Raw genomic sequence first — 21,924 nt, forward strand, 5'->3', positions numbered from 1 at the left:
GCCGTGTGCGGTGAAAGTCGCAAGCACGGTTTTGTAGGAGAGATGGTAGGGGACACTCTGCCATCGACTCTCTAACCAATTAACCATGATTTCTGTAGGGGCGGGTTCGCCAAGATATTGAATAGAAACCGGAAAATCTGTAAACCCGCCCCGGCCTTTAATCGCGATCGCTCGACCGGACATGATATGAGACATTACTTCAATCTTTCGTATAGCGTCAGCAAATAGTCATATTGCATTGATTTCTCCTCTCTAAAATTAATCCACGCTGCCTTCTGAAGGCAGGCTAGGGCGATCGGGAGGACTGTAGAGTCAAACACAATATTGGTAGTAGACTTGGGATTAAGTTAAAACTGTAGGGGACGCGCGCACCCTACAGTTTCTCGTTTTCAGGCTCGGCTTTGTATTTAAACCGGAACCAGAGTCGGTTCCAAAGTTGCCACTAATTTGAGATTGTACTCATATTCAAAACACGGCTTTTTATAATCCAAACTCCAGAGTTCCAGAGCGCAATTGTCTTCGGGATTGAGCGGCTGCAACCGTAAGTGAAACTCTCGAACTTCCGGGCGGTATTCGCATTTAAAATCAGAAATTGCGCCAATCTGCCGCCTGTCTAAAGCCACAGCTAACCGCAGAAAAGGATGCAACTTACTGACAACCTCCCGGTATTTTTTCGGAAGAATAATAAAATTTTCGTGCTTCTTTTTAGGAGGATTTTTCCGGTGATAGCGAGCCAAATTGGCAATTACTTCAATCTCAGTTTCAGTGTAGCCCAATAACTCACCATTGCGAATTAAATAGTAAGAATGCTTGTGGTGCGCTGAATGACTGACGTACAAACCGCAGTTGTGCAGAATCGCGGCAGCCCACAGCAACTCGCGTTCTTCGCTTCCCCAATAGTGTAGAATTCCTTGAGTTTGGTCGAAGAAATTGAGCGCAAATGCTGCGGTTCTTTCGCTTTGTTCTAAATTGACTTGATATTTGTCAGCCATGTGGAGAATACTGCGCTGGCGGATGGAACCTTGATAGCGCAAGCGGTTTTCAATCAAACCGTGGCTAAGCATCCAGTCAACAATTACGCCTTCTCTCAGAGAGCGATCGCAAACAGTCAGCGATTCAATTCCTAATAGTATCATAGCTTCCTGCAAAATCATAGATCCTGCCAGAATAATTTCCGCCCGCTTGTCCGACATTCCCGGAATTGCCAACCTTTCGGCATAAGAAAGTTTGCGAAAACGATTGACTAAATCGCGCAAATCTTTTAAACTTAACTGATATCCAGCCAGCGGACTCGGCACTGTTCCCAACTTTTCGCGAGCGTTAATTGCAGCCAGAGTTTCGATGGTTCCAGCAGTGCCAATCAAGCGCAAAGGTTCGCCCTCATGGAATTGAGATCGCAATTCGTCGATCGGTCTTTCCAGCGAAATACGAATATAAGCTTGCAAATAAGCAAACTCCTCCCTAGTAATCGGGTCAGTTTTAACAAATTGTCCTGTTAAGCGAACAGCACCAATTTTTGTACTGGTGAGACAGCGAGGCTCTGAACTGTCTCCTAAAATCAACTCCGTAGAACCGCCCCCGATATCAATAATCACCTGGGACTGATTGTTAAACTCCATACCAGAAAGAACACCGAGATAAATTCTCCGCGCTTCTTCTTGACCAGAAATTAAACTCACATTCAGGTCTAATTCTTCAGCAACTTGTTGGAGAAAATCCCGCCCGTTAGGGGCTTCCCGAACCGCACTGGTAGCCACAGCGATAATTTGTTCAGCATTGAAAGTTTTAGCAATATCTTGAAAACGGCGCAGAGTGGCGATCGCCCTTTCCATAACCTCGGACTTCAAGCATCCTGTCTTAACCTCACAATCGCCCAACCGAACCGTATCTTTTTCTCTAGCAATAATCGTAAACGCGGGCAATTTCGGATCGATGCGCGCCACCACCATGTGAAATGAGTTAGTACCCATATCAATAGCAGCAATAATGCGATTTGACTCCGCAGACGGAAGTGAATTAACCATTGGAGTATCGGGGTTGACAGATATTTATGATTATTTCACGAATCCAGTTAGGCATTCTATTAAATTAGCACAAATCGGGAAGTGCTGACTGGTCAAGACTTTTACCTGTTTTAAATTTCGGCAGAAGTGCGATCGGCAGCAGAGATAGTAAGTGATTGTGCCTAAAATTTGATAAAATCTAAAGTTAAAAATATCAAATCTAGAATTGAAATGCTTAAAGAGCCCGATCGCCAACCCGAATCCACATTGCTAACCGTCGTGAGGCTTTTGAGATGGGACAAGCCAGCAGGAAGGCTGATTTTAATGATTCCAGCCCTCTGGGCCGTCTTTTTAGCAGCAGACGGGAGGCCGCCCGCAGCATTGGTGGGTGTGATTGTATTGGGTACCTTAGCCACGAGTGCGGCGGGATGCGTCATCAACGACTTGTGGGATCGCGATATCGATCCCGAAGTAGAAAGAACGCGATCGCGCCCGCTAGCATCCCGCGCCCTCACCGTGCAAACTGGGATAGGAGTTGCATTAATTTCCTTTGCTTGCGCGGCGATTCTCGCTTTTTATCTCAATCCTTTAAGTTTCTGGCTGTGTGTCGCCGCCGTACCAGTAATTATCTGCTATCCACTGGCAAAACGATTCTTTCCAGTGCCGCAATTAGTGTTATCAATTGCTTGGGGTTTTGCCGTTTTAATTAGTTGGAGCGCCGCCGTGGGAGAACTAGAATTAGCGACTTGGTTGCTGTGGGGTGCAGTCGTGCTGTGGACGTTAGGATTTGATACAGTTTATGCAATGAGCGATCGGGAAGACGATTTGCGTTTGGGAGTGAATTCCAGCGCGATATTTTTCGGGAATAATGCTGCTAATGCTGTGGGCTTTTTCTTTGTTGGTACTGTCGGTTTGTTAGCGGCGATGGGGATTAATTTACACTTGCACATTGGTTTTTGGTTGGCAATTATTGCGGCGGCGATTTTGTGGTTTTTGCAGTACAGTCAACTGCGGAATGCGGATATTCCTAAGCTTGTTTACGGTCAAATCTTTCGTCAAAATGTTTGGGTGGGGTTTGTCATATTGGCGGGGATGATTGTTGGGGAGATTTTTTAGACTCCGGCTAGGTGACTGGAGGATAATTTATTCGCACCCGAAAATTTTGTCCTCTACTAATTTGATTGCTTTTTCTAGATGATTCTACTTTGGCTAAAGGCGATTAGTAGTTGGTGTCGAGGCAGTTAGTGTAATAATTATATCCGTATATCAAACGGTTAATGTCAGCGAATGAGGTATAATTATGAGCCTGCTTTCACACTTTACTGGAACTATCAAAAATACAGCGTATTCCAAGTTTATGAAGTGTAGGGACACGGCAATGCCCAAGGAGTGTCAACTTAAGCCTGAAAGCCCGCCAAGTTCTCCCGCCCACCCGCTAGTCCGCCAGGGAATGAATTCCCTGTCTAATAGCTAAAGTCCTCTTAAGAGGACTAATGAGTTCTTCAGTCCTCTTAAGAGGACTTTAGCTATTAGACAGGGGTTTCAACCCTTGCCGGACTTATACTTTTCAGGAGTTGGTGAGTCATCTGAAGGCATGATTATTCTCAGTTTATCGCTACTGTTCGGATAGTTTTTTCACGTTGTCAACAGCCCGTTGATACCAAATACCTGTATTCCCTTGTTGCTTATACAAATCAGCGGCTTTTTGGTAATCTTCGATTGCACTCTGTTTGTCGTTAATAGCAGATTTGACAGTCCCCCGATTGTAGTAGGCAATAGCATTGTTAGGATTAAGCTGAATAGCCTGATCGTAATCTGCGAGCGCCTCTTCTTTTCTCCCTAGGGCAGATTTGGCTGCACCCCGATTGACGTAGGCATTAGCAAAGTTAGAATCAAGCTGAATAGCCAGATCGTAATCTGCGATCGCATCTTCTTTTCTCCCTAGGGCAGATTTGGCTGAACCCCGATTGCTGTAGGCATTAGCAAAGTTAGAATCAAGCTGAATAGCCCGATCGTAATCTGCGAGCGCATCTTGGTTTATCCCTAGGGCAGATTTGGCTGAACCCCGATTGACGTAGGCATTAGCATTGTTGGGATTAAGTTTAATAGCCCGATCGTAATCTGCGAGCGCATCTTGGTTTATCCCTAGGGCAGATTTGGCTGAACCCCGATTGTAGTAGGCATTAGCATCGTTGGGATTAAGTTGAATAGCCCGATCGTAATCTGCGAGCGATTTTGTAGTCATTGCCTTATTCCAGTTATTGAATTTTAATGAAGCTGCTTCCCCGACGGTTCACAGAAGTACGCCGAATCCGATCCGAGTGTTTGATAATTATCAATAATATTATCACAACAAAATAATTATCGGCAAAACTATTGGCGGACATTACTACATAATCAGCTCATTGGGTAAAGGTGGATTTGGCGAAACCTACTTAGCACAGGACGAATATCTACCTGACAAGCCCCCGCGTGTGGTTAAGAGATTCAAGCCCCAGTCCAATGAACCATTCTTGCTGCAAGAAGCCAAACGCCTGTTTTAAAGGGAGCCTCAACACCTGAACAAGTTAGGTAGCCACGATCGCATTCCGCAGCTATTCGCCCACTTCGATGAAAATCAAGAATTCTATCTCGTCCACAAGAGATTTTGCAGCGCTATCTGGAATTATAGCGATCGCCCTTTCTAATAATTCAGAAAGGCTCTCGCCCATAATTCATCAATCATGGCGATCGCCCTTCTTGCATCTGCGTTAATCTGCGTCCATCTGCGGTTAAAAAAGACCGATCGCCCTTTCTAATAATTCAGAAGGGCGATCGCTTCTACTTGTAGGATGGAATAACCGCTTGCATCTGGCAATTTCCATGACCAACCCCATCCAGCAAGAAGCCCGCCAAATTCTAGACACTCTCGCCTTTACACCCTTCGATCGATGCCATCCTCTCAGCCACGACTTCGACACAATTCCTGCTAGAGTTGGTTTGTACGCCTTTCGACATCGCATTCAAGGATTGCTCTACATCGGCAAAGCCAAGAACCTCCGCGATCGACTCCGAGGTGGTCACAAAGCCTTCCTCTGGGGCTGGCTCCATCGCTACGATCCTGATGATGTGAGGATCGCCTTCGTTACCCTCAACCAATGGCAAAAACCAGGGTTATTATATGAATTAGAAACCCTCATCCTTCAAGCTACAAATCCTCCCTACAACGTTAAAATCCCCAGAGAACAATGACTCAGACCCTCAAGATCCAACACTTACCACCAGAAGCTATTCATTCGCTGATGACCCATTTGCCTGACTATGTGAAAGTCGCCCTGATGGAAAAAGCTACGCAGCTAGAATGTTCTCTGGAAGCTGCGATCGAAATGGCGATCGCAAGTTTTATAGACTCAGAAGCTTTCAGCTTTGAAGATTGCCTATTATCGCAACGTCTTCAGGAATCAGAACTGGTAGAATCTCCCCAAAAAAAATAGGGTGCGATCGCCCGTTTTATAATCAATCATGGCGATCGCTCCTACCAGTGCTCATGCACCCCATCCAAAACCCAACTTCCCTGAACTATGTCATCAGGTAACATCCTAGCTGTCACAGATGTTCTCAATTTCCTTGTCAGTGGAATCGATAAAACTACCCTCGAAACAGAACTTACTGCTTCGGGTTGGATATTCACTCCAGCTAGAGGTGGTTCAAAAAGCGGTGCAGGTACAATTTGGACAAGCCCAGACACTCAATACAGTGTCAGAATTATGACTCAACCTGATGGTTCATCCTATGCTCGTGTTTACAATGGCCCAGGAGGAGGTGCACCCGCAGAACAACCCCTAAACGCATCAGGAAAACCTGGAAGTCGTGGAGACACCCACTTTATTCTGCTCCCTTAATCCCATTTATTCGTCAGATTATGAACTTTCAACAAATTTGGCAACAATACGATTTTACCGAATCAGAATTGCTATCGATGGGGTGGCAATTTCCCTATGATTATGTCCTCAATCTCAACTACTATTGGCAGATAAATTCAACTAATTCTACTTCTGAAGTTGCTACCAATGACCAATTTTTAAACATTATCCTCAAAACCTGCATTCGACTTGATGTACAACTCAACCCAAATCCCGATCGGTTAAATCAAAAGCCTGCGAACCTCGGTACAATCGTCGGCTGGGAGCAAGTTACTCCCTCTCCTTGGTTAGAAAATCTATCCCTTTCTCCTAATGAGTGGCTGCATCTGTTATTTGAAATTGGTGGAAATAATAAAATTGAAGCTGTTTGTCGATCGCTAGTTGTCGAACAATTGGTCAAACAACCCTTAGCACTCAGTTCATAAAAGGAGATAAATACAGTGTTTTCCCATTTTCGGCGTTTGGGCCAATTGTTTAAACGTTTCTTCGGCCGCGACAAGAAAGCGATCGGAAGCATCCATATTATCTTCCGCCATGTAAGTGGCTAATTCAATCAAATCGCCGATAACTTGCGGACGTTTTTGGATCGAGGTCATTTTTCTCCCTGCAACCCCTGATTCTGGGAAATACGCGATCGCACAGCTTGACGAATCTCCATCCAATCTTCCTCCGTCATCGCGGTAGGATTTCCAGATTCCAAACCCTCTAATAACATCGCTTCCAAACGTTCAGAAGCTTTGCGTTTTTGGTCTTGGCGAATTAACTCACGGAAATATTCGCTAGCTGTACTATAACCACCTTGGGCTACCTGTTCTTCTATATAAGTTCGCATTGAGTCAGGCAGAGAAATATTCATGCTTGTCACGGGTATTACTTACCTCATTTAACTCGTTATCTTATTATGGCAAATTTTGCCATTTTTTGTCAAGCCTCACACAACCTGTAATTTTGTAATAAGAAATTGGGAAGATAGATCGCCCTCGATCGACCAGACTCAAAAAGGATCTCGCCCATCATTCATCAATCATGGCGAGATCCCTTCCTGCATCCGCGTTAATCTGCGTCCATCTGCGGTTAAAAAAGAGCGAGATCCCTTTCTCTGTCACATTCAGAAAGGATCTCGCTTCTGCTAAATTTATGATATAATTACCCATCATTTACAGCTAGACTTGCCCACTTCTTTTGATATAAAGGAGTAAAGCCCGTGAAAATAGAAGAATTACTGCAAAGAAAAGGAATTATTCACCGCGATCCAGAAATTATGAGCGGTGTCCCCGTATTTGTTGGCAGCCGCGTCCCCTTAAAGACTTTTTTCGACTACCTCGAAGGTGAAAGCGGTTTCGCAGAATTTATTAAGGATTTTCCTTACCTAGAAAGTCAGGCAATTAAAGTGCTAGAAAATCTCACTAAAATGATGCTCTCGCTCGAAAATCATTCAAATGCTTATACTGCTTGATGAAAATCTCTTGAGTCAAAAACTCAAGCAACCTTTCTTAGACGAGGGTCATTCAATCAGCAATGTTTATGACATGGGGTGGAGAGGCTTAAAAGATAGGGAAATTCTGGAGAGATCGGAGAATCATCCTTTTGATGTTTTTATCACTGCGGATAAAAATCTTCCCTATCAACAAAATCTCGCAAGTCGTGCTATTACAATTGTGGTGTTAGATTCTAGCAGTACGAGGCCCGACCATCTAGTACCTTTGATGAGACAAGTTAGCACTATGATATCGTCGCTGCCAGCAGGTTCGGCAGTTCGCATTAATGATGCTGGGGATGTTGTTTCCATTAGTCCTTGATCGATCGCCTTTCTTGCATCTGCGTTAATCTGCGTCCCTCTGCGGTTAAAAAAGATCGATCGTCCTTGATCAGGATAATTCAGAAGGGCGATCGCTCGTCTTATAATCATGAAGGGCGATCGCCTCGTAACCTATTGATTATTTCTTCTTTAAAAGCTTGAAAATTACAAAGCAAACACGATTCTGAGAGCTAGATCGATTTTTACGATCACCTCTGGTTCAAGTTCACCTCGGATATCTACCCCACGAGAACTATAATCAATAGGGCGCGTTTGCAAACAATCAGCAATAGATTTTTTTGTTAATCCATTTCTTTGAGACGGTTCAATCTCTACATTACTTTTAATCTTGGCTTTTTTTTCACTCCAAGCAGTAATTGGAACAACCTGGATTACAGGAACTCGCTCATTATAAGTATTGTTAGTCACAACAACACAAGGTCTAATTTTCCCCGTTTCAGAACCCTTTGTTGGATCGAGATTAACTTCAATAATTAAACCGCGTTTCAATTTTATAACTTCAGCCATTCTTCTAAACCTAATTCCGTCAATTCTTGCAAGTCTGTATCTTCCTTATAGATTTCTGCATAGAGAGCAGCGGATTCTTCCAATCGCTCCGCTTCTAATGCTAATTCCAGGCGTTTAATTGCGATTCTTACTACTTCATTTGCGTCTTTAAATCCATACTTTTGACAACTTTGGAGAAATTTTATCTGAGATTCATCCAGTTCAAATGTTTGCTCTTTCATCATAGTAAAAATTCTGGAAAGCTTTGGTGTATTACTCTTGAAAACTAGGATTAAATAAACTGCCACTTTAATGATAACATACATTTCCCAAAATTCCTAAATACCAGTCGATCGCTCTTAATCTGTCTCATCAACATTATCCAAGATATCTTCGATGTCCCGTGCCCCGTGAATCACGCGCAAAATTTCTACCTCTGAGTCTATGAAACGGTAGAAAATCAGATATCTTCTAAAACCTTTAATAGCTTGTTGTCGCACATCGATTAAATTAGGATGAAAAATTGACAGAGTTTTCCCATTTTTGGCGTTTGTGCTAATTGTTTAAATGTTTCTTCGGCCGCGACAAGAAAGCGATCGGAAGCATCCATATTATCTTCCGCCATGTAAGTGGCTAATTCAATCAAATCGCCGATAACTTGCGGACGTTTTTGGATCGAGGTCATTTTTCTCCCTGCAACCCCCGCTGCTGGGAAATACGCGATCGCACAGCTTGACGAATCTCCATCCAATTTTCCTCCGTCATCGCGGTAGGATTTCCCGATTCCAAACCCTCTAATAACATCGCTTCCAAACGTTCTGAAGCTTTGCGTTTTTGGTCTTGGCGAATTAACTCACGAAAATACTCGCTAGCTGTACTATAACACCCTTGGGCTACCTGTTCTTCTATATAAGTTCGCATTGAGTCAGGCAGAGAAATATTCATGCTTGTCACTGGTATTACTTACCTCATTTAACTCGTTATCTTATTATGGCAGATTTTGCCATTTTATGTTAAGTCTCACAACCAGTAATTTTTTAAGAAGAAATTGGGAAGATCGATCGCCCTTTCTCATCCTGATTCAGAAAGGATCTCGCTCATCATTCATCAATCATGGCGATCGCCCGTTTTATAATCAAAATGGCGATCGCTCAAAATCTTTCCCATTCACAACCAATGAATCCCGCCGCACAAAAACTTCCAGATTTGACAGGACAAACCTTATCAGAAGCGATCGCCATACTGGAGAGTTACGGCTTCCAATTTCAAACCAGCACAAAAGGTGGCTATCAAACCTTTGAACATCCAGACGGCAGTATCATTCATATTAGACCAAATGGTGAAATAGTCCGTACAGGACCTCATATACGGGGGACGGAGGGCAAAACTTACCGTCGTAGATACAATAGAGATGGAAATCAAATAAAATTTGAACCAGGGGCTAAGACACATAATACCGGAGAAAAAGTGATTCTATGACAACCGATCTCGCACTCAACCTCAAAACCTTTTTAGAAGACTTAAAAAGTGCCGATTTAGTAGGAGTTTCACTCCGCCCTCAAAATCTTGGCTTGCGTTTAGACTTCACCTTTGGGCCCGAAGTGGGAGATGTAGCGATCGAGTTCGATCGCATTCTTCACCTAGTGATTTCTCGCCCCATCAATTCCGATGATGAAAATTACTGTTTTTGGGTAGGAGAAGTCGAACTCAGAAAGCTTGAAGAAAAGGCTGAAACTTTCTTATCTTCCCTGTCCTATCCTTTCAATTTTCCGGCTAATTTAGATTTATCTGCTTTGAGTCATTTTCGGTTGGAAGGGGATATTTTTATTGAAATAATTTGCGAACACTATAAGATTTTTCAGGAAGTTAAAAATTAACTCCTATTTTTTAAGCTTTATGAATCACAAGACCGAGATCCCTTCCTGCATCTGCGTTAATCTGCGTCCATCTGCGGTTAAAAAAGAGCGAGATCCCTTTCTAATAATTCGGAAGGGCGATCGCCCAGGCCGACCAAAACCAGTACACTACCATCAAAGCCAAATCTCTCAGCGGTATAGCAGCGCTGTACCGAGAACCGGGAGAATTTGACCAAGCCCTGCAGCACCATGCAGAAGCAATCGAAATACTCGATCGAGCCAGCGCTAAATTAGACCGAGCCGAAGCTTGCTATCAACTAGCACTAACAGAACAAAAACTTGGTAACATCGAGAAAACTCAAGAAAATTTTGAGCGCGCCCTTCAACTGTTCAGCGAAATGGACGCCAGCAAACAAGTAGAAAAAGTACAGTTAGCTGCGACCCAAAAAACTGAAAAAATACCTAATTAATTCAGAAATAAATCAGAAAATAGATACAATAAACGAAAGAACAACCATAAACTTTGTAGATATGAAACTAAAACGATTGGGACACGTAGCCGTCTGCGTGCAAGACATAGAGAAGTCTGCTGAATTCTACCGCAACTTGGGTATGGAGTTAGTCTGGAAAGATGCAGACTGGGCTTATTTGAAAGCAGGAGAGGACGGATTGGCGCTGTTGAGTCCGAGTTACGACCAAGCAGGGCCGCATTTTGGGTTTGTATTTGACGATCGCACCGAAATGGAATCCGCCTACGAACAACTCAAAGCCGATGGTGTTTCCGTCACCCACATCCACGAACACCGCGACGGTACTGCATCCTTTTACGGCAGAGATCCAGATGGGAACGGCTTCGAGTACCTTTACGAACCGGCCTGACGATTCTAGGGCTTACGAATCAAAACCCAAGAAACCGGGTTTTTAGCGGTTTCTGCGAGTTGCAGTGCGTCTTCTCGACAAAAACCCGGTTTCTGACCACGTGCGCGAACTAAATTAAGTAAGCGCCCAGAAAAAAATAGAATACCCAGATACCCGGCGCAGGCGTTCCTTCTTCCGTTCCCGGAACCTCCCTAAAACTCGCCGAATAAAGTTACATACTTACACCGAGGCTTCTCAAGTAAGGTGCAGGCTGTGAATCCAAAATATATCCACAACTTCCGAAAATCGGCTCGATAATCTAAAATCTAAAATCTAAAATCTAAAATCCTCATGTTGCAGAGAATACAAGTCAGAAACCGCTGGAAATCAATCTTCAAACCCTGGGAAGAAGCAGACCCTTGGCTGTTTGGCGCTTGCATCGCCCTCACCATCTTCGGGGGAGTCATGATCCGCAGCGTCGAAATCAACCAGGGGATGATCGACTGGTGGCGGCACTGGGTAACTGGGGCAGTGGGTTTGATCCTCGCCATCATCATTTCCCGCTGCCGTTACCAAACACTGATTGAGTGGAAATGGCCGATTTACATATTAATCAATTTGTCCCTGATCGCAGTGCGGTTTATCGGTACTACAGGGCTCGGTGCCCAGCGGTGGATCAACATCGGCGGCTTTTACCTGCAACCGTCAGAATTTGCCAAAGTAGGCATGATTATCACTTTAGCAGCTCTCCTGCACGACAAGACTGTCCCCACGGTGGGTCATATGTTGAGGATGCTGGCGATTATGGCTGTACCTTGGGGATTGATCTTTGCCGAACCAAATTTAGGTACTTCCTTAGTCTTCGGCGCGATCACAATGGGGATGTTTTACTGGGGAAATGTCAATCCCGGCTGGCTAATATTGCTATTCTCTCCTCTCATCTCAGTTCTCCTCAATAACCTGTATACACCGATTTGGGTAGCCTGGGTAGTTGTTGCAGGTATTATCGCTTGGCGAACCCTGCCTTGGCCCTGGTTGGGGACTTTCGGTGCTGTGTTGGTGAACGTTGTTTCTGGACAAGTCGGACAGCTTTTTTGGAATGTACTCAAGGATTATCAAAAAATGCGTCTGACAGGGTTTTTAAACCCGGAGAAAGACCCTTTAGGTAGCGGATATCACTTGATTCAATCTCGGATTGCTATTGGGGCCGGGGAACTGAAAGGCAGGGGTTTGTTTCAGGGAACGCAAACTCAGCTTAACTTTATTCCCGAACAGCATACAGACTTTATCTTTTCAGCCATTGGCGAAGAATTGGGGTTTATTGGCTGCATTTGCGTGCTGTTTGTCTTTTGGGTAATTTGTTTCAGGTTGGTGACGATCGCTCAAACTGCTAACGATAATTTTGGTTCTTTGCTGGCGATCGGCGTACTGTCAATGTTGATTTTTCAGGTATTCGTAAATATTGGGATGAACATTGGCTTGGCGCCGGTTACGGGGATTCCCCTGCCTTTCCTAAGTTACGGGAATGCGTCGCTGCTGAGTAATTTTCTCGGCCTGGGGCTGGTGGAGGCGGTGGCCAGCCAGCGACAGCGCAAGAAGCGTTGGAATTAGGTCATTGGTAATGGGTAATGAGTTTTGGGAATGCGATCGCCCTTTTGATTTCTTTCGAGAGATTCTGCGGGCGATCGTATTTTTTTTCGATCGGCCTAGGCGCATCTAAATTTTACAGTTCCTGAGCCTAGCCTTGATGACTGTCAAGTTTTATAAAGTTCTTGTGGGGTGCGCGCGAGAACCCCCCCAACAATAAAATTTAGAGTCCTAACAGCTTAAGTAGATCAACTTAATTAAACCACTCCTGACGCAAAAAATAAATGCTTTTATGCGCTATGGGTAAGCCAGTCTCTGTGCAGTCGAGGCCCTACTGAGGACGTTATTCATGCCTAAAACCCTTGCTATTATTACATCTTTTTCTCCTTCTTCCTTCTGCCTTCTTCCTGACATCCGTTATATCCGTTACAAAATTCGTTGCCGAACTTCCTTCTGCCTTCTTCCTGACATCCGTTACATCCGTTACATCCGTTACATCCCGTACATTGCTCGTTGCCGAACTTCCTTCTTCATGACATCCGTTACATCCGCTACATCCCGTACATTGCTCGTTGCCGAACTTCCTTCTTCCTGACATCCCTCGGACTGACATCCGTTACATCCGTTACATCCGCTACATAATCCGTTGCCGAACTTCCTTCGCCCCTGATTACTCGTTCATATTCTTGTAAGTAGCAACAGCAGAAGGCGAACTCCGGTTTAAATAACGGAATATCCAATACTTAAATACCGTATCCAAGATAACTGGAAACGTCGCAATGAACAAAAATATGAACTGCCTATTTTCTGGTAGTCCCAAATGCCTCGATAAACCTTCGAGAATTACTTCCCAACCGTGAGGCGAGTGGAATCCCACAAACACATCTGTAAACAAAATAATTACGAAAGCTTTCGCACTGTCGCTGAGGCCGTAAATCACATCGTCCATAAAAGACTTTAAAATCTCAATCTCTTTCTTGTTAGTGACGATAATCGCGGCAAAAGCCATGCAGGAAATCAAATCGGCAAAAATATTTTTAATGGCTCCACCACTTTCAGCGCGGTATTCCTCCGCTATTTCAACTGCTTTCGCGGCAATCATCTTTTCCGTTTCCTCTAAAGAAAGCGAGGGAGCAGTGCCTATTAACCTTTGAAAATTGAGGTGCTGCTCAAATCTCTCCAGTTCTTGAAATGCTTCTTCTTCCAGGTTAACATTTATGAAAACGGGAGCATTTTCTTGACCTCTAAAATGGTCAACTATCGGGCCGACTAGAAAGTTTTTGGAAATTTGATTCGTCAACAGCGGAACTAAAATCAAAAGCAAAATAAATCTGAGAGAAATAATTGTTTTTACTTTGGAATTGCGAAAATTCTTGACTACTTCTTTTTCAGCTCCAGGGTCTAAATCTTTAGTGATGCGATTCAAAGTCCCCAAAAGCGATCGCGGTAATAAATTTACTTCTTCATAGTTAGTGTCAACCTCACCATCGTGAATTTGAACAGAATTAGCTGAACCTTTATTTTTTGGATCGGGTGGAGAGCTGCTATTTGTAGATTTTGCCGACAAATTTACTGAACTGACAACCGGAACAATTGCCGTCGATCTACTATTATTAATATACTTGTCGATAACTCCATCAATAAACTCTAGCTTCTCAAATATAAGGGATTCTCTATCTTTCTTGTTGAGATGTAATCCGTGCTGGTGATAATCAGCGCTGTCCCCCGTTTTGGGTTTAGCCCCCACTCGCTCCGGCAGTTCCAAAAAAGAACGGCTAGCATTAAACTCAACCATTCGGGTTTGGATGACCTTGAGGTATTTTTGCAGTTCGGATTTAAAGTAAGACAGGGTGCTTTGTCCGTAATCTCCCGATCGCTCAGAGATTCCTTGACCGCCAAAATGCTCGTCTTCGATCGCCTTAATTGCTAACGCAGCATCGTAGGCTTGTTCTAGAGCTCTCTCAGGCGTTTCTCGATACCATTGGTGAAGGCTGTAGAGATATTTTACAATCCTGTTCCACGGAGAAGTATTCATAGCTAAAGCTGGTTAGTTGGCTGTAGACATTAGTGATTAAAGTATTCACGGTATGGTAACAAATTTACATAAATTGAGAACTGCCACCGAAGATTCAATTTGGATTGTCGGATCTGCCCGCAGTGGCAAAACCACTCGTTTAGTCGAGCAGTTCTGCATTTGGAGCAAAACTGTCAAGCCTCTGCCTGCAACAGTTTCAGGGCGATCGAGTTCCGGGCGGAGGCGGGCTGGACAAACTGCGCCAGCAATTTTAGTCTTAGCAGCTAACGGAGACAATCGGCTAGAATTAGCCGATCGCATCGCCGTCGCTACCGAAGGAAAATATACCTTTCACTCCACAACACCCTTCGGTTTTTTTGAGCAGGAGGTATTGTTATTTTGGCCCCTGCTAGTTCAGTCGCTGGATTTGAGGGCTCAATTTCCCCTACGGCTGCAACCTGAAACAGAACTGGAACTTGCCGCGAGACTCTGGCGTCGCGAACTAGACGAAGGCATTTTGCAAAAAACAGGGGTCAGCCCAAATCGAATGGTGCGTCGAACACTAGACTTATTACAACTTGCTGCTGTCAGCGGTACGCCGAGAGAAGAGCTTCCCAGCATTCTGGAACAGGGATTTGCTGGTGAGGGCGGCTCGACCAACCTGTGGACTAGCATGGGAGAGTTGCTGGAAAGGTGGCGGGAGTGGTGCTTGACGCGGGGGCTCCTGACTTACGGGATTGTTTGCGAACTCTACTGGCGCTATTTGTTGCCGGATGTCAGTTACCAGCAGCATTTGGCCTCTAGATACCAAGCTGTGATCGCAGACGATGTTGACGATTATCCGGCGATAAGTCGCCATTTGTTCGATCGAATGCTCGACTTCGGTGCAGCGGGGGCGTTCTCCTACAATCCAGACGGAGGAGTGCGTTTGGGCTTGGGGGCGGACACGGAATACCTAGCCCAACTCGAAAGCCGCTGTCAAAGTGTGGAAAATTTGGACGCAAAAGCGGGTTTAGCCGCAGAGATTGGAGAGTTAGCGGTAAGTTTAGCAGTTAATACGGAGGGTTTTTATCCTTTAGGCTTCAGTTTGCCCGGTAAAGTTCGATCGCTCCAAACTACTTCCCGGGCTCAACTGCTGCGAGAAACTGCCGAAATCATCGTGGATGCGGTGAAGTCACAAGCCGTGGAACCGCAGGAAATCGCCGTAATTGCCCCTGGGATGGATGCGATCGCCCGTTACAGTTTAACGGAAATTCTCGCGCGAGATGGTATCGCCGCCGTATCTCTCAACGATCAGCGTCCCCTCTCGACTACCCCAGAGATTCGAGCTTTACTCACTTTGTTAGCCTTAGTTTATCCGGGACTCGGCCGTTTAGTCGATCGAGACGGCGCAGCCGAAATGCTGGTAGTGTTGGGCAGCCAGAAACACCGTTCATTGGAAACAGAAGATTCCAACTCGACGTTCAATCTAAAATCTCAAATTCACAATCAAAAATCGATCGACCAAGTGAGAGCAGGTTTAATCGCCGATCACTGTTTTTGTCCAGATATCGATCGACCTCAATTGCTGCCCATTACAGCCTTTCCCCGGTGGGACAGAGTGGGACACCGAGCAGCCAGGGCCTACGATCACATTGTCGAGTGGATCGAACAACAGCGATCGCAACAGCAGGAGCGGCTGTTGCCGAGTCCAATTGCCCTACTCGATCGAGCCATCCAGAAATTTCTCATGAACGACAGATACCTGCCCTACGATCGGCTAGCAGCCCTGCGCGAGTTAATGGAAACCGCCACCCACTACTGGGAAATCAACGGGCGAATGCAGCGCGTAGAACCAACAAACGGCGGCGACTCAGAAACGATCGCCCGGTTCATCCAGTTGTTGCGCCAAGGAACCGTCACCGCCAACCCCTTTCCAGTGCGTCCAGAAGGCCCAGCAGCCAGAGCCGTCACCCTCGCCAACATCTTCCAGTACCGCAGCAGCCGCCGCGCCCACAAATGGCACTTTTGGCTGGATGCCGGCTCGCCCCTGTGGCTGAGTGGTGGTGCGGCGACATTGTTTGGTGCTCCCTTATTTTTGCGATCGCAACTGGGGCGCCCCTGGGAAAACGAAGAGGAAACAGCGGCCGACCAACAGCGACTGCGGCGAATTCTGCTAGATTTGTTAAGTCGCTGTTCCCTGCTTTACCTGTGCCACAGCGAACTATCCGTCAGTGGACAAGAACAAACCGGGCCGCTTCTGCCCCTAATTAACAGCTCTGTTTCTTGTCAGCAGTCAGCATGAGGCATTCACTTCTGCAGGCAAAAGGCAAATCTGTATTCAGCATTCAACATTCGGAAAGAAAAAATTATGACGGCGAAGATTTTTATTTTTTCTGATTCTGGATAAATACACCGGGCTGACTCCAAGCCAGACTTCTAGGTTCTATCGAAATGGCGCGATGTTAAAGTATACCCAACCTAGGCCTCAAAACGTGCAATCATTAATATTTTGAGATCAAAAGATGCCCCGCTTAAAAAATATCTATAGCCGTGGCAGTTTTGATTTAGTATGTTAGAAATGATGGGGTTATTAATCAATTTTAAGCCAGATTGGTGGCAACAAACTGATACTAATCAGTTCTTAAAGTAAATCGGGATCGTCGTTTAAAGGAGCCAAAATAATGCCAACTGCAGTGCCATTAGTAATTATACCACCTCCCACACCAACACCAGAACCAGAACCAGAGACGCCAACACCAGAGACGCCAGAACCAGAGACGCCAGAACCAGAGACGCCAACACCAACTCCGACTCCGACTCCAACACCTCCAACACCTCCCTCCGGGGACGACACAATTGGCGACATAGACGACACAGGGGGCGGAGGCCAAGGTACCTCGCCCGGAATCATCGGCGGCGTAGTCCGCGGCACCGAAACCAACGACTCCTTAGCTGGCAGTCCCGGCCCCGACGTGATTTCCGGGCTGCAAGGCAACGACACCTTGCAAGGAGTCGGAGGCGACGATTTACTATTTGGCAACGACGATGACGACGTGCTGTTCGGCAATGAGGGCAACGACGTTCTTGATGGCGGTTCAGGACTCGATACCCTGTACGGAGGCAAAGATAACGACTCCCTCGATGGGGGAAATAACCCTGACCTGCTTTATGGCAATGACGCCAACGACACGGTAATCGGAGGCGAAGGCAGAGACACGGCTTACGGCGGCAAAGGCAGCGACAGCTTGCGTGGCGGTTCTGGCGACGATAGCTTTTTGGGCGATCGAGGCGACGACATCCTCTGGGGCGACCAAGGCAATGACTCGCTCTTCGGTGGCGACGGCGAAGACTTGGTATTTGGCAACGAAGGAGGCGACTGGCTATACGGAAACGCCGGCGGGGATACATTTTTTTCCGGCGACGGCGATGACATCGTATTCGGCGGCGACGGCGACGACATCGTGGACGGCGGTGCTGGCAATGATGTTCTTTGGGGCGAAGCAGGCAAAGACGTAGTGGCAGGAGGCGAAGGCAGAGATGTCTTCGTCATCGGCGCCTTCAGTTCCCCCAGCGGCAGCAGCGACGGCACTAACGCGGCATTTCTCACCACAGGCGGCCCCGATATCGCCGATGCCGACATTTTCACAGACTTTCGCCAAGGCGAAGATTTAATCGGGTTAACCGGCGACCTCAAGTTTGAAGATTTGGTAATCTTCCAAAGCACCGAGACCAAAGCCGGCAGTACGATTATTCGCAACGGCGTCAGCGGCGACTTTTTAGCAGTATTGCCGGGAGTAGACAGCAGAACCCTAGGGCGAAGCTCATTTGTAATTGCCCCCACAGTTCCCGGCAGCGCAACTCCACTTCCCCTACCGACGCCGACAGACAGTCCGACACCGACAGGAAGTCCGACGCCGACAGGAAGTCCGACGCCGACAGGAAGTCCGACGCCGACAGGAAGTCCGACGCCGACAGGAAGTCCGACACCGCCGACACCGCCGACACCGGACGAGCCGCTGCCGACGTTCCCGACGCCGAATTTGCCGACGCCGACAGGAAGTCCGACGCCGACAGGAAGTCCGCCGCCCATCTTTAACCAACCTCCAAGAGCAGTTAACGATAACTTCACTACGGTTGCGGGTCAAGAACTCAGTTTCAACGTTCTGTTGAACGACACTGACCAGGAACAAAGCGCTCTGACTGTCACGACTTTTGCTCCAGCAAGCAAAGGGAGCCTGGTTCCCGTGGGCGGCGGCGTATTCAAATACACCCCGAATCCGGGCTTCTCGGGTACTGACAGCTTCAGCTACTCGATCTCAGACGGCAGCGGCGGCACAAGTAAGGCGGTAGTAACCATCAACGTCAGTAGCCCGCCCCAGCTAATAATTAACGACGGTGTAGTGGTTGCCAAAAGTAATCCTATCCAGACAATCACTGCCGCCGATTTGTTAATCACAGATCCCGACAACAGCCCCTTGGAAATCGTTTACACGATTACTAAAGCCCCCGATGCTACCAGAGGTTTTGTCCAAAGGGGTAGCACGTTTCTCAACGTCGGCGGCAAATTCAGCCAAGACGATATCAACAACAACATCGTCAAATACAACTTGCTGGCAGAAGGTGGCAGCGACAGTTTCACGTTTACAGCCTCCGATGGGTCTGCAACTATCGGGCCGGCATCCTTCAGCATCACGGTGGTAGATAATATTGTCGATCGCAGCGCACTCCCGGCCAGCAGCTTTACAGGCAGCAACCTCAGCGACTTCATCGTCGGCGGGCCCGGCGACGATACCCTCGCTGGGGGCGAGGGCAACGACATCATGGACGGCAGTGGCGGCAACGACCTCCTATTCGGTGAAGCAGGCAACGACTCGCTGGTGGGTGCGATCGGCAACGACACCGTTGACGGCGGACTCGGCAACGACACCGTTGACGGCCAAGACGGCATAGACTCGCTGATCGGCGGACTGGGCAACGACCTGATGTTCGGCGGCAATGACAATGACATCCTAGGCGGCGGTGACAACAACGACACCATTGACGGCGGAACAGGCAATGACTCGATATTGGGAGAATCCGGCGAGGACTCGATACTTGGTGGCGCCGGGATTGACACCTTACTTGGTGGCATTGGCGACGACTCCCTTGACGGCGGTGCCGGCGACGACATCCTAGACGGTGGACTGGGCAGAAACTTGCTCGACGGCGGTATCAATAACGATTCCATCTTGGGCGGCGACAACGATGACACGATTTTGGGTGGAGAAGGCAACGACACGGGACTAGGAGGTTCCGGCAATGACTACGTGTTGGGCGAGGCCGGCAGCGACTCCCTCGACGGCCAAGCGGGCGACGACACTCTCGACGGCGGTGCAGGCAGCGACTGTCTCAGCGGCGCCTTCGGCAATGACTTGGTATTGGGTGGCGATGACAACGACTCGCTTTCGGGCGGTGAAGGCAATGACATTTTGGGCGGTGGCAACGGTTCTGACTTGCTCACGGGCGATGCTGGCAATGATTTCTTCTACTATGAAACTCCCAGCGAAGGCGTGGACGTGATTGCTGACTTTAACGCTAACGGCAGCGAGACCGACAGATTTTTGTTCAGGTCGTCAAATTTCGCAGGTTTAACCAACTCAGGAACTACTCTCGATTTCACCAGTTTTATCGTCAGGAATATCGGGTCTAGCGGCGACGACATTAGCAAGCAATCAGTCATTTTGTTTGAATCTAAATTTGACAACGCTCAAGCAATAAATGCAGTGTTGAAGAATCAAAACGGTTCGAGCAAAACGGGAGCTTTCTTCGTGTACCTGAACAATACTTTTAACAAGTACGTTCTCGGCTTCGACCCGAATGTGGCAGATGACAGTCTCCCAGCTTTCGATTTGGCAGTGTTGAATTCTATTCCTACAGTGCCGGGAGCGCTCAGCACCGTCATTACTGCATCTGACTTTAAGTTTATTTAGTAGTTTTGAGTAGCGTCGCAAGGAGTCGGAACAATGCCAAGTGCAGTACCACTAATTTTTCTCGAAGGGCGGCTACCCGATGAAAACGCGGATAGTTTGGATAGCGGCACGGTGCCGCAGCCTACGCCGTCGCCGGGGACGGAGCCGCCGATGATGACGGGGACGGAGCCGCCGATGATGACGGGGACGGAGCCGCCGATGATGACGGGGACGGAGCCGCCGATGATGACGGGGACGGAGCCGCCGATGGTGACGGGGACGGGCCCGGACATTTCGGTCACGCCTGTGCCGCGGCCAACTCTGACAGTTCCCACGCCTCCCCCAGAGCCACTTTTTGTCGATGGCTTAGTTGTCGCAAATGACGGCAGTAACTATTTAATCGGCAGCTTGTTCAATGACACGATTGCCGGGGGTGCCGGCGACGACACACTTTTGAGTCGGGACGGAGACGATCTACTCAGGGGCGAAGACGGTAACGATTCTCTCAACGGTGGCGCTGGTAAAGATATTGTTGAGGGCGGGCGCGGTAATGACACGGCGCGGGGCGGCAAAGACGATGACTTGGTTTCTGGCGACGAGGGCGATGACTTAGCTTTTGGCGACCTGGGCAATGATATTGTCTTGGGTTCTGAAGGTAACGACACGCTGTACGGCGGTAAAGGCAATGACTGTCTGCGCGGTGGTGGGGAGGACGACCTGATTTTTGGCGACAGGGGCAGTGACACTGTTTTTGGCGACACGGGTAACGACTGCCTGATTGGCGGCGCTGGCAATGATATTTTGTTGGGCCAGCAGGGCGGGGATGTTATCACCGGCGGTGTTGGTAACGATACTGGTGATGGCGGCGAGGGTGATGACCTGCTCTTCGGGGGCGATGGCAATGATTCTTTGTCTGGAGATGCTGGGGATGATATTCTTTCGGGCGATCGCGGATCTGATACTCTGACAGGAGGCGACGGATCGGATATCTTTGTTCTCGGTAGGGTGGGCACGTCGCCCGGTAGCAATGGGTTTCTTACTACTGGCGGCCGCGAAATCGGCGATGCTGATGTAATTAGAGATTTTAATCCGGGAGATTCGATCGGTCTGGCTGGAGGTTTGAATTTTACAGAGTTAGAAATTTTCCAGGGCCAAGGCTCGAATTCTAGCAACACGATTATTAGGGACAGGCAAACTGGGGAATTTTTGGCGGTGTTGATTGATGTTCGATCGAACTCGCTAGATGAATCTCGGTTCACTACAGCTCAAATACCCCGCGTAGACGACAATCCCTTCACCATTGAGGGGACAACAACGAATCCCACAACGGGGACAACAACTAACCCCACAACGGGGACAACAACGAATCCCACAACGGGGACAACAACTAACCCCACAACGGGGACAACAACTAACCCCACAACGGGGACAACAACTAACCCCACAACGGGGACAACAACTAACCCCAC

27 protein-coding genes are annotated in these 21,924 nt (G+C 47.4%); 15 read left to right on the forward strand and 12 right to left on the reverse strand.

The window, feature by feature from the left end; translation table 11 throughout:
• Together QUA88_RS21725 and QUA88_RS21730 are read right to left on the reverse strand one after the other, a co-directional pair.
• Positions 1 to 195 (reverse strand): hypothetical protein (locus tag QUA88_RS21725; RefSeq protein WP_333273774.1); only part of this gene is annotated, 195 nt, incomplete at its 3' end.
• A 212-nt stretch (positions 196 to 407) separates the two neighbouring features.
• Positions 408 to 2,024, reverse strand: a complete 1,617-nt coding sequence (locus QUA88_RS21730; protein WP_333273777.1) for a Ppx/GppA phosphatase family protein — start codon at positions 2,022 to 2,024, stop codon at positions 408 to 410.
• Between the two features lie 210 nt (positions 2,025 to 2,234).
• Between QUA88_RS21730 and QUA88_RS21735 the strand changes: the two genes are divergently transcribed.
• Positions 2,235 to 3,119 carry a 4-hydroxybenzoate solanesyltransferase gene (locus QUA88_RS21735; protein ID WP_333233624.1) on the forward strand — a complete coding sequence of 295 codons (885 nt, stop codon included), beginning with the start codon at positions 2,235 to 2,237 and terminating at the stop codon, positions 3,117 to 3,119.
• A gap of 499 nt (positions 3,120 to 3,618) precedes the next feature.
• On the opposite strand, the gene QUA88_RS21740 is transcribed toward QUA88_RS21735, so the two are convergent.
• Positions 3,619 to 4,248, reverse strand: coding sequence for a tetratricopeptide repeat protein (locus QUA88_RS21740; protein ID WP_333273780.1), 630 nt, complete (start codon positions 4,246 to 4,248; stop codon positions 3,619 to 3,621).
• 617 nt (positions 4,249 to 4,865) lie between these two features.
• Between QUA88_RS21740 and QUA88_RS21745 the strand changes: the two genes are divergently transcribed.
• From QUA88_RS21745 to QUA88_RS21760, 4 genes are all read left to right on the forward strand, one after another.
• Complete coding sequence (locus tag QUA88_RS21745; protein ID WP_333273783.1) at positions 4,866 to 5,234, forward strand: GIY-YIG nuclease family protein; 369 nt, start codon at positions 4,866 to 4,868, stop codon at positions 5,232 to 5,234.
• Entirely contained in the window at positions 5,231 to 5,476 is a 246-nt protein-coding gene (locus QUA88_RS21750) for a hypothetical protein (RefSeq protein ID WP_333273786.1), read from the forward strand. The genes QUA88_RS21745 and QUA88_RS21750 overlap by 4 nt, the downstream gene beginning before the upstream one ends.
• Before the next feature lie 87 nt (positions 5,477 to 5,563).
• Positions 5,564 to 5,884, forward strand: a complete 321-nt coding sequence (locus QUA88_RS21755) for a hypothetical protein (RefSeq protein WP_333055249.1) — start codon at positions 5,564 to 5,566, stop codon at positions 5,882 to 5,884.
• A 20-nt stretch (positions 5,885 to 5,904) separates the two neighbouring features.
• Positions 5,905 to 6,330, forward strand: coding sequence for a hypothetical protein (locus tag QUA88_RS21760; protein ID WP_333055250.1), 426 nt, complete (start codon positions 5,905 to 5,907; stop codon positions 6,328 to 6,330).
• Here the strand turns inward: QUA88_RS21760 and QUA88_RS21765 are convergent.
• Both QUA88_RS21765 and QUA88_RS21770 read right to left on the reverse strand, forming a co-directional pair.
• Entirely contained in the window at positions 6,325 to 6,501 is a 177-nt protein-coding gene (locus QUA88_RS21765) for a type II toxin-antitoxin system RelE/ParE family toxin (RefSeq protein ID WP_333055251.1), read from the reverse strand. The genes QUA88_RS21760 and QUA88_RS21765 overlap by 6 nt on opposite strands.
• Positions 6,498 to 6,761 (reverse strand): type II toxin-antitoxin system ParD family antitoxin, encoded by a 264-nt coding sequence (locus QUA88_RS21770; RefSeq protein WP_333196787.1) that lies wholly within the window; start codon positions 6,759 to 6,761, stop codon positions 6,498 to 6,500. The genes QUA88_RS21765 and QUA88_RS21770 overlap by 4 nt, the downstream gene beginning before the upstream one ends.
• 348 nt (positions 6,762 to 7,109) lie before the next feature.
• On the opposite strand from QUA88_RS21770, the gene QUA88_RS21775 reads away from it, so the two are divergent.
• Both QUA88_RS21775 and QUA88_RS21780 read left to right on the forward strand, forming a co-directional pair.
• Entirely contained in the window at positions 7,110 to 7,361 is a 252-nt protein-coding gene (locus QUA88_RS21775) for a DUF433 domain-containing protein (RefSeq protein WP_333055253.1), read from the forward strand.
• Positions 7,345 to 7,704, forward strand: a complete 360-nt coding sequence (locus QUA88_RS21780) for a DUF5615 family PIN-like protein (protein ID WP_333055254.1) — start codon at positions 7,345 to 7,347, stop codon at positions 7,702 to 7,704. Before QUA88_RS21775 ends, QUA88_RS21780 begins: the two co-directional genes overlap by 17 nt.
• Positions 7,705 to 7,868: 164 nt before the next feature.
• Here QUA88_RS21780 and QUA88_RS21785 read toward each other — a convergent pair whose 3' ends face one another.
• The 5 genes from QUA88_RS21785 to QUA88_RS21805 are packed head-to-tail and all read right to left on the reverse strand — an operon-like array spanning position 7,869 to position 9,155.
• A complete protein-coding gene (locus QUA88_RS21785) occupies positions 7,869 to 8,231 on the reverse strand; it encodes a type II toxin-antitoxin system PemK/MazF family toxin (protein ID WP_333055256.1) in 363 nt (120 codons plus the stop codon).
• On the reverse strand, positions 8,216 to 8,536 hold the full coding sequence (locus QUA88_RS21790; protein WP_333055258.1) for a hypothetical protein: 321 nt from the start codon (positions 8,534 to 8,536) through the stop codon (positions 8,216 to 8,218). Before QUA88_RS21790 ends, QUA88_RS21785 begins: the two co-directional genes overlap by 16 nt.
• 33 nt (positions 8,537 to 8,569) lie before the next feature.
• Positions 8,570 to 8,710, reverse strand: a complete 141-nt coding sequence (locus QUA88_RS21795; RefSeq protein ID WP_333273791.1) for a hypothetical protein — start codon at positions 8,708 to 8,710, stop codon at positions 8,570 to 8,572.
• A gap of 5 nt (positions 8,711 to 8,715) precedes the next feature.
• Entirely contained in the window at positions 8,716 to 8,895 is a 180-nt protein-coding gene (locus tag QUA88_RS21800) for a type II toxin-antitoxin system RelE/ParE family toxin (RefSeq protein WP_333260032.1), read from the reverse strand.
• Entirely contained in the window at positions 8,892 to 9,155 is a 264-nt protein-coding gene (locus tag QUA88_RS21805) for a type II toxin-antitoxin system ParD family antitoxin (protein ID WP_333260030.1), read from the reverse strand. Before QUA88_RS21805 ends, QUA88_RS21800 begins: the two co-directional genes overlap by 4 nt.
• Before the next feature lie 168 nt (positions 9,156 to 9,323).
• Between QUA88_RS21805 and QUA88_RS21810 the strand changes: the two genes are divergently transcribed.
• The 5 genes from QUA88_RS21810 to rodA all read left to right on the forward strand — a co-directional run bounded on the left by QUA88_RS21810 (position 9,324) and on the right by rodA (position 12,535).
• Positions 9,324 to 9,689, forward strand: a complete 366-nt coding sequence (locus QUA88_RS21810; protein WP_333055262.1) for a PASTA domain-containing protein — start codon at positions 9,324 to 9,326, stop codon at positions 9,687 to 9,689.
• Positions 9,686 to 10,087, forward strand: coding sequence for a hypothetical protein (locus QUA88_RS21815; RefSeq protein ID WP_333233636.1), 402 nt, complete (start codon positions 9,686 to 9,688; stop codon positions 10,085 to 10,087). Before QUA88_RS21810 ends, QUA88_RS21815 begins: the two co-directional genes overlap by 4 nt.
• A gap of 245 nt (positions 10,088 to 10,332) precedes the next feature.
• A complete protein-coding gene (locus tag QUA88_RS21820) occupies positions 10,333 to 10,536 on the forward strand; it encodes a tetratricopeptide repeat protein (RefSeq protein ID WP_333209663.1) in 204 nt (67 codons plus the stop codon).
• Between the two features lie 61 nt (positions 10,537 to 10,597).
• Positions 10,598 to 10,945: a VOC family protein gene (locus QUA88_RS21825; RefSeq protein WP_190661613.1), complete on the forward strand. Its 348-nt coding sequence runs from the start codon at positions 10,598 to 10,600 to the stop codon at positions 10,943 to 10,945.
• 330 nt (positions 10,946 to 11,275) lie between these two features.
• Positions 11,276 to 12,535 (forward strand): rod shape-determining protein RodA, encoded by a 1,260-nt coding sequence (rodA, locus tag QUA88_RS21830; protein ID WP_333055266.1) that lies wholly within the window; start codon positions 11,276 to 11,278, stop codon positions 12,533 to 12,535.
• 319 nt (positions 12,536 to 12,854) lie between these two features.
• Here rodA and QUA88_RS21835 read toward each other — a convergent pair whose 3' ends face one another.
• Positions 12,855 to 13,124 carry a hypothetical protein gene (locus QUA88_RS21835; RefSeq protein ID WP_333055268.1) on the reverse strand — a complete coding sequence of 90 codons (270 nt, stop codon included), beginning with the start codon at positions 13,122 to 13,124 and terminating at the stop codon, positions 12,855 to 12,857.
• A gap of 57 nt (positions 13,125 to 13,181) precedes the next feature.
• Entirely contained in the window at positions 13,182 to 14,546 is a 1,365-nt protein-coding gene (locus tag QUA88_RS21840; RefSeq protein ID WP_333055269.1) for a proton extrusion protein PcxA, read from the reverse strand.
• 52 nt (positions 14,547 to 14,598) lie between these two features.
• On the opposite strand from QUA88_RS21840, the gene QUA88_RS21845 reads away from it, so the two are divergent.
• The 3 genes from QUA88_RS21845 to QUA88_RS21855 all read left to right on the forward strand — a co-directional run.
• Positions 14,599 to 16,809, forward strand: a complete 2,211-nt coding sequence (locus QUA88_RS21845) for a recombinase family protein (RefSeq protein ID WP_333273798.1) — start codon at positions 14,599 to 14,601, stop codon at positions 16,807 to 16,809.
• Positions 16,810 to 17,188: 379 nt separating this feature from the next.
• Positions 17,189 to 20,476 (forward strand): Ig-like domain-containing protein, encoded by a 3,288-nt coding sequence (locus tag QUA88_RS21850; RefSeq protein ID WP_333209583.1) that lies wholly within the window; start codon positions 17,189 to 17,191, stop codon positions 20,474 to 20,476.
• A 33-nt stretch (positions 20,477 to 20,509) separates the two neighbouring features.
• Positions 20,510 to 21,924: calcium-binding protein (locus QUA88_RS21855; protein WP_333273801.1), on the forward strand; the 1,415-nt coding region annotated here is incomplete at its 3' end.

Source organism: Microcoleus sp. D3_18_C2 (assembly GCF_036702395.1).
In the GTDB taxonomy this organism is placed as follows: domain Bacteria; phylum Cyanobacteriota; class Cyanobacteriia; order Cyanobacteriales; family Microcoleaceae; genus Microcoleus.